A 10,906-nucleotide genomic window follows, 5' to 3' on the forward strand; every position below is an offset into this window, starting at 1 on the left:
AATCAAGTTAAGTTTCGCTCTCAGCCAATAACTGATCCACCCGCTGAAATCCTCTCGGCAATACATAACCTCTATTAGCACGCGCACCTGAGTAATGATCAATGTCCATTGCCTTTAAAGTGACATGTCGCTTTCCTGAAACCACCCGAATAGATGCCATGGTGGGAATGACTACCATAGAAACAACTTGATCCTTACCTGAAATAAAGTCTGCAGGTAGTATATGTATTAATTTATTACCTTTTCCTTTGGCCAATGCAGGCAGCTCACTGACCGGAAAAATCAACAACCGGCCTTGCAAGGTAGCAACAGCCAATAAATCCGATTCATTCATGATAGGTGAAGGGTGAAGCACTTTTGCCTTTTCGGACATCATGATCACGGCTTTACCCGCTCTATTTTTTCCGGCCAAATCTTTAATCTGGATTTTAAATCCATAACCGGTGTCGCAACCAAAAACATACCAATCCTCCGGATTACCGGTAATCAGGTGCGTAAATATGGCTCCGGAAGGCGGATTAAAGCGCCCCGTCAAAGGTTCCCCCTGACTTCGCGCCGAGGGAAGATCATGCGTTGATGTACTGTAAATTCTTCCCGTGGAATCAAGTACAAAAACCGGCTGCGTCGTCCTGGTTTTAACCGCTTGAAGAAACCCGTCACCGGCCCGGTAACTCAGGGTTTCAACATCGATATCATGCCCTTTCGCCGCACGTATCCAACCTTTCTGCGAAAGAATCACAGTAACAGGCTCATTAGGAATCAGAGCAATCGTATCCAGTGGTTTTGCGATATCACGAGCGACGATAGGCGAGCGCCGTGCATCCCCGTATTGCTCAGTATCAGCCTCGAGTTCTTTTTTGATTAACCGGTTGAGCAGCGCAGGTGAACCTAACGTTTTTTCCAGGGCTTGCCGTTCCTTTTCAAGATCAGCCTGTTCACCCCGAATTTTCATTTCTTCCAATTTGGCTAAATGCCTTAATTTCAGCTCCAATATGGCTTCGGCCTGCAAATCAGTGAGCCCGAAACGCTCCATCAGCACCGGCTTAGGCTTGTCTTCACTGCGTATGATGGCAATGACTTCATCAATATTCAGGTAGGCAATTAAAAGACCATCAAGAATATGCAACCGAGCGAGAACTTTATCCAGACGATATTGCAATCGGCGCCTGACAGTTTCTGTGCGGAAAACCAGCCATTCCGACAAAATTTTCCGCAAATTTTTAACCTGCGGCTTGCCGTCCAGACCAATCATATTCATATTGACCCGGTAATTTTTTTCCAGGTCGGTCGTAGCAAACAAATGCGACATCAAAGCGTCGACATCAATTCGTTTTAATTTAGGAATGACAACAAGGCGGGTTGGATTTTCATGATCAGACTCATCTCTCAAATCATCGATCATAGGGAGTTTCTTGGCATTCATTTGCGCAGCGATCTGTTCCATCAGTTTAGATCCGGACACTTGATAAGGCAGCGCCGTTATGACGATATTATTTTCTTCAACTTCATATTTCGCCCGCATTTTGATTGAGCCGTTACCCGTTGCATACATCGACTGAATTTCTTCATAAGGCGTGATTATTTCGGCTTCGGTTGGATAATCAGGCCCTTTGACATGGGTAAGTAATTCCTCAAGCGACGTTTCAGGCGCCTCTAACAATAAAATACAGGCTGCAGCTATCTCTCTCAGGTTATGCGGAGGAATATCGGTGGCCATGCCGACAGCAATCCCTGTTGTGCCATTCAATAGAACATTAGGCAATCTGGCGGGTAAAACTACCGGTTCTTTTAGCGAGCCATCAAAATTATCGACCCAGTTGACCGTTCCTTGTCCCAATTCACTTAATAAAGATTGAGCATAGGCCGTTAAACGGGATTCGGTATAGCGCATAGCCGCAAACGACTTGGGATCATCAGGAGAACCCCAGTTACCCTGCCCATCGATCAGCGGATACCGGTAAGAAAAGTTCTGAGCCATCAAGACCATGGCTTCATAGCAGGCAGAATCGCCGTGGGGATGAAATTTACCCAACACATCACCGACAGTACGTGCTGATTTTTTGTATTTTGCCGCAGCATTAAGGCCCAGTTCCGACATGGCATAAACGATGCGCCGCTGAACCGGTTTTAGGCCATCACCAATATTAGGCAATGCTCTATCCAAAATAACGTACATGGAATAATCCAGATACGCTTTCTCAGTAAATTCCTTTAGAGGGAGTTGTTCAAAATTTTCCTGAATACCCATGAATTAAAGTGAGTCCTTTGGTAAATCTACGTGGAGTGATTGCGTCTTTTCCATAACTTCCCGGCGCAATTGTTTGCGCATTTTTGCCGCCTCGAACAATTTAACTTCCAAATCGGATTCTAATATCAATTGTGGCACTTCAACCGGCCGCCCTTCTTCATCAACTGCCACCATGGTAAAGTGCGAAGAATTGGTATGCCGCTTGACATTGGTTCGTAGATTTTCCGCCACGACCTTGATCCCGATCTCCATGGACGAGCGCCCGACATAATTGACATGCGCGAATAAAGTCAGCAATTCACCGACATGAATTTTCTCTTTAAAGAACACCTGGTCCAATGACGCGGTCACAACATAATTCTTGCTGTAACGAGCCGCGCAGGCATAGGCAACCTGATCGAGTAACTTAAGCAATGATCCGCCATGCACAACACCGGAAAAGTTCGCCATATCAGGCGTCATGAGCACACTCATGGTCAGCGTTTTTTCTTGTTTTTCGGACGCTGAATCCGGAAGGATTGAAATCATAGCTATGATAATGAGATTAAAACGCGATTATAGCCTCACCCCTATAAAGGGGTAAACCCAATGCATGTTCCCGGCAATTTCGAGTTTGAGTTTTTAATGTAGCTTTGAGGTTAGCCGTAAGCCTTGCGAGGAAGGCCGTAAACCCATCCATGGGGCTTGACGGCATGTTCCTATTTGGATACTTGAACTTAAGTTGTCAACATCACGTTCGTAATACCGTAATAATAGCCAAGCACAATTATTAAGGACATTCAAACTTCAAAGTTAACGTGACACCTATTTGTCAGATTGTTTTAAAATACCTAACCAATCAGCTTAAACACAGAGATAGAGCCCCATGAAACTTGTCACGGATAACACAAACGATGAATCACTCAATTCTGACAAAGCACCTCTCTTCGACTTGAATGCTCCGGAATGGTATCTCAATAGAGAGGTGACTTGGCTTGAATTCAACAAACGTGTGCTTCATGAGGCAGAAGACCCTCGAACACCGCTGTTGGAACGCGTCAAATTCATCGCCATCGTTAGCTCCAATTTAGACGAATTTTTTATGAAGCGGATTGGCGGACTTAAACAGCAAGTCGGCGCGGGTCTCAGCGAATTAAGTGTCGATGGCCGGTCACCGCAACAGCAAATAACCGAATGTTTCGAGGTGGTCCGAGAACTTGAGACTAAAAAACAAACGCTTTACAACCTGATATTAAAAGATTTGCTCCAGGAAGGCATCATCATAGAAGACTATAAAAACCTGTCTGAAGAAGATCAGCAGGCGATGCGCAACTTTTACATCACTAATATTTTTCCTCTGGTGACACCCCAGGCAATTGATCCGGCTCACCCATTTCCCTTCATATCCAACTTGTCGCTCAATTTACTTGCTGGCGTTTACGCCAGCGAACCTGAAGATATGACCTTGGTGCGCATCAAAGTGCCTGTAGGAATCAAAATTCCGCGTTTTATTCAGGTCAATTCTGACCGGCATTTGTTTGTGGCACTTGGCGATTTAATTGCCAACAACCTGGACTTACTCTTTCCCGGAATGAAAATCGCGTTCTGCGAACTCTTTCGTGTGACGCGAAATGCGGTCACCGAAAAAGATGAAGAGCAGGCCGATGATTTATTACAAATGATCGAGTCAGAACTGCGGGAACGAAAATTTGCACCGGTAGTCCGCCTGGAAATTGCCGCAACAATGGGAACCCTGCAAAGCGGCATGCTCGCCGCCGAACTCGGTCTTAATGAAAAACAAGATGTTTTCGTTGTAGAGGGACGCATGGGATTGTCAGACCTGTTTCAGATTGCAGGCATTCCAAGACCCGATCTGCAAGATCCTCCCCATCATCCCTGCGATCATGCAAAACTGATCAATGCGACAAATATCTTCCATGCGATTCGTGAACAAGGAACCATATTACTGCATCATCCCTACGAATCTTTTGTCACTACGGTGGAACGATTCGTTAAAGAAGCCAGTCGAGACCCCAATGTTCAAGCGATAAAAATGACGCTCTACCGCACATCGGCAGGCACAAAAATCGTGCAATACCTGATGGATGCGGCATTAAACGGCAAGCAGGTAACCGTCGTAATTGAACTTAAGGCCCGCTTTGATGAGCAAGCCAATATTCGCTGGGCGCATCGCATGGAACAAGTCGGCATTCATGTCACTTATGGCGTCGTTGGGCTTAAAACCCACAGCAAAGTCATTTATGTCGTCCGTCAGGATTACAACGGGTTACGCCGCTACGCGCATATCGGTACTGGGAATTATCATGCAGGCACCGCCCGGCTATACACGGATCTTGGCATTTTGACCTGTGATAAAAACATCGGCGAAGAACTGACCGAATTATTCAACTTCTTAACGACCGGCCTGGTTGTCAAGCGTAACTATCAACATTTACTGCCCGCACCCAAGGTCCTCAAATCGAGTCTTCTCGCTAAAATAGAGCGGGAAATCAAAAAACATTCTGATAAAAAGCCCGGCCTGATTCAATTCAAAATGAATGCACTGGAGGACGTGGATATTACTGCTGCACTTTACAGGGCTTCGCAGGCGGGCGTTAAAATTGATTTAATTGTCCGGGATACCTGCCGATTACGCCCCGGCATTCCGGGCATGTCGGAAACCGTTCAGGTGCTTAGCATAGTCGGACGATTCCTTGAACACTCGCGCATTTTTTATTTTCAAAACGGCGGCGATGAAGAATATTTTATCGGCTCGGCTGATTGCATGAAACGAAACCTCGAAAGCCGGGTTGAAGTTGTCGCACCGATCAACAAACCGGAATTACAGGCACAGCTACGCCAAATTCTGAACGTTCAACTCAGTAATCAACGCAGCGTGTGGGAAATGCAAGCCGATGGAACCTATGTGCAGCGGCAACCTACCGATAATGAAAGTGAACCAGGCGTCCAAGTCAGACTGATAGAGCTGACCAATAAACGCCTGAAAGAAGCGCAGCCGGGTAAAAAGCAAAAAAAATTAAAGCCGTTTAATCCTCATGCCTAAAAGTAAAATAAACACCTGTTCGGCTTAACTACACTTTTTATAAACCCAACCATAACGACCAAAATGACTTCCTTTCTGCAACGCGGTGCAGCCGCCGTTCAAACTCAAAACATGCCCGAAGCGTTAATCTGGTTTGAAAAAGCAGTGGCCGAAAATGCTAAAGATGCTCAAGCCCATGCTTGCCTGGGTCAGACTTTATGCTGGCTGGGCCGACGCGATGAAGGCGTGAGGCAGTTACATAAAGCAGGCCAAATTCTGCTTAAAAATGTCCGCAAAACCCGGGATATCAGCCAGGCACTGGGTCTTATCGAACAACTGCAGTTTTGGAACGATTACCAGGGGGCATTGGAACTGGGTCGGCAGGCAGTGCAAATCAACAATTCCGATGTACGGGGATTTCAATTACTGGCGCTCAGTTATTCGCGCCTTAATCAAAAAGCCCTCGCATTAAGCGCCGGAAAACAAGCTCTTAAACTCGCGCCCAACAACGCGATGCTCACTATTTTGGTGGCTACGCTGGAAATGGCAGAAGGATTAAATCAGTCGGCAAAACAACGTTTGGAAAAAGTGCTGCAACACCCTCTTACTACCGAAGAAAAATTTCGCACCCACAAAGAACTGGCACGCTTGCTCGATAAAATGGGGGAATATCATCAGGTATTCAGCCATCTGAATACGGCGGGTGAATTGTCAGCCCAATTACCGGAGGTGCAAAAGCAGGATCCCAAGCGGGTTCCCAACATGATTGAAGCCAATATAGTGGCATTCGATCAGGCATTGCTTAATCGTTGGCCGCCAGCTTCACTTAATCAGGATGATCAAGAGAATCGGGCCCCCATTTTTTTAATCGGCTTTATGCGCTCAGGCACCACGCTGACCCAAGAGGTTTTGGGTGGACACCCTGACATTTTTATTGCCGATGAAACAGATCTGATTTATTCAGTCTCCCAAGAACTGGAACGCATGGTTCCCTCCGCCAAATCCCAGCCGGAAAGACTTCGTCAACTGGATCTAGCCGGCATAAAACATTTACGGCAATTTTATTGGGACAGTGCTCATAAACTATTTGGTGACAAATTAAGTCATCAAAGACTGCTGGATAAAACTACGATGAACACCCTGGACCTGGGACTGATCAATTGTTTGTTCCCCGATGCCAAAGTTGTTTTTGTGATACGAGACCCCAGGGATATCTGCTTAAGCTGTTTTATGCAAACCATGACACCGGCGCCTTCCACTGTACAATTGCTGACTTGGGAAGGCACGGCGAATTTTTATGCGCAGGTAATGGCGTGGTGGCAGCATATCAAAGCCTTTATGCCCGCCCCTTTTCTTGAATTCCGTTACGAAGATGCAGTAACTGATTTTGAAACCACGTTTAAAACAGTATTCGAATTTCTTGATCTAACCTGGGACCCCTCGGTAATTGACTTCCATCGCCGAGCGATAGGCAAACAGATTAATAGCCCGAGTTTCAGCCAAGTTGCTCAGCCGCTCTATACTTCATCGCTTGCCCGCTGGCAGCCCTATGAAAAAGAATTTGAAGCCGTTGCGGAACAGCTTCAGCCTTTTATTGATGCGTTTGGATATGGAAACCGGACACTGTAAAAATCAGATATTTGTTCACCCCTCCAATTTTATTGGGTTAGGTGCTTGTTTGAAAAGGCTTCTGCAACAGGGATGGTTTCACGCGTCCTTTGCAATCAGTCCCTACACCCTCAATTCAAAGCGGGAGATTAGTTGCAAAATCAGTTCAATTTTTCCGGATCAAAGATCGGCCAGATTGCCTTTGGTTTCCAGCCACAGTTTTCTGTCCGGAGCACGTTTTTTCGCTAGCAGTAAATCCAGTTGCGCCCGAGTCTCATCGCCCTCTTCAACCGTTAACTGCACCAGCCTGCGCGTATCCGGATTCATCGTTGTTTCGCGCAATTGACTGGGATTCATCTCGCCCAAACCTTTAAAGCGCTGAACGTTGATTTGACCTTTGAGTTTTTCAGCTTTGATACGATCAAAAACGCCCTGCCGCTCAGACTCATCCAGCGCATAAAAGACTCTTTTGCCAATATCAATCCGGTACAGAGGCGGCATCGCAACAAACACATGCCCGGCATTGACCAACGCACTGAAATGCTGATAAAACAAAGCGCAAATCAATGTCGCAATATGGTTTCCGTCCGAATCAGCGTCAGCTAGAATACAAATTTTGCCGTAACGCAAATTCTGTAAATCATCCGACCCTGGATCCATGCCAATCGCAACGGCGATATCATGGACCTCCTGAGATGCCATAACCTGATTGTTCTCAACTTCCCATGTATTTAAAATTTTGCCTCGCAGCGGCAAAATGGCCTGAAACTCCTTGTCTCTGGCTTGCTTGGCGGAGCCGCCAGCCGAATCACCTTCCACTAAAAACAATTCGGACCGGGTAATATCCTGCCCCGAACAATCGGCTAATTTCCCGGGCAAAGCAGGACCCGCGGAAATTTTTTTACGGATAATCTTTTTACTGGCTTTTAAACGCTTTTGGGCATTATTGATGATCACTTCGGCAATTTTTTCGCCTTCCGTAGGGTGCTGATTCAACCAAAGACTGAAGCCGTCTTTAGCCACACCGGAAACAAAGGCAACGCATTCTCGTGAACTCAACCGTTCTTTGGTTTGCCCGGAAAACTGGGGATCTTCCAGCTTGACCGATAAGATGAAATGGCAATTTTCCCAGACATCTTCGGGCGCCAATTTCACACCGCGCGGCAGCAGATTGCGGATATCGCAAAATTCGCGCATCGCTTCGGTCAACCCGGCTCTCAAACCGTTGACATGGGTACCCCCCTGAGCGGTAGGCACCAGATTGACATAACTTTCGTTCAAAGATTCAGCGAGACTCTCGGCCGTCCAGACGATCCCCCATTCCACCGCCTCATGATCGGCACTCATTTTGCCCATAAACGGCGGATCAGGACAGAAGTCGACATTGCCGAGACTGTCCAGCAAATATTCTTTCAAACCGTCCTGAAAACACCACTCCCAGTATTCTTCAGTTGCCTCGGACCTCAAGGTAATGGCTAACCCCGGACAAAGCACGGCTTTAGCACGCAGGACATGTTTTAAACGATTGACCGAAACCTTATTGGAATCAAAATATTTAGCATTCGGCCAGAACTTGACTGAGGTACCTGTGGCATTTTTAGGCACGGTTCCGATTTCAACCAGATTGCTTTGCTTTTCACCATCAGCAAAAGCCATGTGATACAGCTTGCCGTTTCGCTTGACTTCAATGTCCAGCCGGGCAGAAAGCGCATTGACCACAGACACCCCAACGCCATGCAAACCACCGGAAAACTGATAATTTTTATTGGAGAACTTACCGCCCGCATGAAGCTGAGTCAAAATGACTTCAACGCCGGGCATACCCTGTTCGGGATGAATATCTACCGGCATACCGCGGCCGTTGTCGCTAACCAGGATGCCTCCATCCTTGGCTAAAACCACCTCGATACTATTGGCAAAACCGGCAATGGCCTCATCTACGCTGTTATCGACCACTTCCTGGACCAAATGATTCGGTCTTGTGGTATCCGTGTACATGCCGGGACGTTTACGAACCGGCTCCAAACCGCTAAGAACCTCAATTGCGGCGGCATTATAATCATTACTCATACTTCCTAATCACTCGCTGTCCAAATTCATATATAATGCGTTGTTTAATTGGAACATCGTATCATCAATTCATTTTTATCTACATGCCGAAAAAAAAATCCGCAAGCCTCTTTGAAGAATCCTTAGCCGAACTGGAAAAACTGGTCGAGCAAATGGAGAAAGGTGATCTGCCTTTGGAAGAGGCTTTACAATCGTTCGAACGCGGCGTCAATCTGACCCGCACCTGCCAAAAAGCCTTACAGGAAGCCGAACAAAAAGTTCAGATTTTATTAGAAAAAAACGGCAAGCAAACCCTGGAGCCCTTTACCGATGAGTAATGCACTAAAAGAATACCTTATTTTTTGTCAAAATCACGTAGAGCGTGCCTTGGAAAACCGTTTACCCAGTGAAAACGTCTTGCCCAAAAAATTGCATGAAGCCATGCGTTATTGCGTTCTCGATGGCGGCAAACGCATGCGACCGATGCTGACTTACTGTACCGGTAAAACCCTGGGTCTGGCACCCGAGGGACTGGACGGCGCAGCTTGTGCAGTCGAATTGATTCATGTGTATTCATTAATCCACGACGATCTGCCTGCCATGGACGATGATGACTTAAGGCGTGGCAAAGCAACCTGCCACATAGCATTTGATGAAGCCACCGCGATTCTGACCGGGGATGCCCTGCAAGCGTTGGCCTTTAAATTACTGGCCGATGATCCTACATTGAAAACCGATGCGGAAGGCCGGCTTAAAATGATTCAATGCCTGGCCAAAGCCAGCGGTTCACAAGGCATGGTGGGCGGTCAAGCCATCGATCTGGAATCGGTGGGCAAAAAGCTGACCGTACCCGAATTGGAAAATATGCACATTCACAAAACCGGCGCGCTGATTCGCGCGAGCGTCAATATGGCCACTCTCGCGAAACAAGGTCTGGATGCTAAAACAGCCGACAGCCTGGATCATTATGCCAAATGTATCGGCCTGTCATTTCAAGTCAAAGACGACATTCTGGATGAAGAAAGCGATACAGCCACGCTAGGCAAAACCCAGGGCAAAGACAAAGACAACGACAAACCCACATACCCGGCTTTATTGGGTATGGCAGGTGCCAAACAAAAAGCCCAGGAATTACACGAACTGGCGATTGACAGTTTGAGCGTGTTTGGCAGTGAAGCGGATTTATTGCGCGACCTGTCTTTGTATATTATCCAAAGGGATCATTAAACCCAAAAATGCGGCTTAAATCAGGCTGTTCGAACTGAGCCATTCAGACGGACACGAACAGCCAAGCCTTTGCATATTCCACCCTCCTCCTAAACTGCTTCAGAACGACGAGGAGCTTATTTCACTGTATAAATCTTTCCGGATTAATTCCGACTTGAACACTTGGTTATTAATCTGCATAATCGTCCGCTTTATTCTCATTGCGCACCTAGCTTGCCAATGGGCAATGGGTTTTGAACAACCTGCCTGACCTAAGCAATCAGACAGGGATAGCCGGTATTATCGGGCTTAAGACACTGAACCCACTAAATAATGAAAACGGTATATCAAGATTCGGCGCACACACAAGAATGGATTAATTCATGAAAATCACTGGTCACTATCCGATACTGGACACCATCGAATCTCCTGCGGATATTCGGCACCTACCCAAAAACAAACTCAAACCGCTGGCCGCAGAACTGCGTGAGTTTCTGACGCACACAGTGAGTATTTCGGGCGGCCATTTCTCGGCGGGTCTGGGCACGGTGGAACTGACGGTGGCGTTGCATTACGTGTTTGATACCCCGTCTGACCAGCTGGTCTGGGATGTGGGACATCAGGCTTATCCTCATAAAATCCTGACCGGCCGTAAAGACCGCATGACGACGATCCGGACCCGGGACGGTATATGCGCCTTCCCTAATCGTGCCGAAAGTGAATACGATGCGTTCGGGGTCGGCCATTCCAGTACGTCAATCAGCGCGGCGTTG

At 47.0% G+C, this 10,906-nt stretch carries 8 protein-coding genes; 5 read left to right on the top strand and 3 right to left on the bottom strand.

Translation table 11 applies throughout. The annotated features are described in order from the left end of the window. Positions 1-7: 7 nt before the first annotated feature. Positions 8-2,248 (bottom strand): DNA topoisomerase IV subunit A, encoded by a 2,241-nt coding sequence (gene parC, locus Q7V32_RS15845; protein WP_304897950.1) that lies wholly within the window; start codon positions 2,246-2,248, stop codon positions 8-10. 3 nt (positions 2,249-2,251) lie between these two features. Next, positions 2,252-2,776: an acyl-CoA thioesterase gene (locus Q7V32_RS15850; protein ID WP_159654683.1), complete on the bottom strand. Its 525-nt coding sequence runs from the start codon at positions 2,774-2,776 to the stop codon at positions 2,252-2,254. A gap of 337 nt (positions 2,777-3,113) precedes the next feature. Between Q7V32_RS15850 and ppk1 the strand changes: the two genes are divergently transcribed. Continuing rightward, complete coding sequence (ppk1, locus tag Q7V32_RS15855; protein WP_304897951.1) at positions 3,114-5,291, top strand: polyphosphate kinase 1; 2,178 nt, start codon at positions 3,114-3,116, stop codon at positions 5,289-5,291. Between the two features lie 63 nt (positions 5,292-5,354). Further along, positions 5,355-6,899 carry a sulfotransferase gene (locus Q7V32_RS15860; protein WP_304897952.1) on the top strand — a complete coding sequence of 515 codons (1,545 nt, stop codon included), beginning with the start codon at positions 5,355-5,357 and terminating at the stop codon, positions 6,897-6,899. A 159-nt stretch (positions 6,900-7,058) separates the two neighbouring features. Here the strand turns inward: Q7V32_RS15860 and parE are convergent, their stop codons facing one another. Next, positions 7,059-8,948 carry a DNA topoisomerase IV subunit B gene (gene parE / locus Q7V32_RS15865; RefSeq protein WP_304897953.1) on the bottom strand — a complete coding sequence of 630 codons (1,890 nt, stop codon included), beginning with the start codon at positions 8,946-8,948 and terminating at the stop codon, positions 7,059-7,061. Positions 8,949-9,031: 83 nt separating this feature from the next. On the opposite strand from parE, the gene xseB reads away from it, so the two are divergent. From xseB to Q7V32_RS15880, 3 genes are all read left to right on the top strand, one after another. Beyond that, positions 9,032-9,265, top strand: a complete 234-nt coding sequence (xseB, locus tag Q7V32_RS15870) for an exodeoxyribonuclease VII small subunit (protein WP_159654689.1) — start codon at positions 9,032-9,034, stop codon at positions 9,263-9,265. Beyond that, positions 9,258-10,154 carry a (2E,6E)-farnesyl diphosphate synthase gene (gene ispA, locus Q7V32_RS15875; protein ID WP_304897954.1) on the top strand — a complete coding sequence of 299 codons (897 nt, stop codon included), beginning with the start codon at positions 9,258-9,260 and terminating at the stop codon, positions 10,152-10,154. Before xseB ends, ispA begins: the two co-directional genes overlap by 8 nt. A 362-nt stretch (positions 10,155-10,516) precedes the next feature. Then, on the top strand, positions 10,517-10,906 hold a 390-nt coding region (locus Q7V32_RS15880; RefSeq protein WP_304897955.1), incomplete at its 3' end, for a 1-deoxy-D-xylulose-5-phosphate synthase N-terminal domain-containing protein.

This window comes from Methylicorpusculum sp., from assembly GCF_030651835.1.
Taxonomy (GTDB): domain Bacteria; phylum Pseudomonadota; class Gammaproteobacteria; order Methylococcales; family Methylomonadaceae; genus Methylicorpusculum.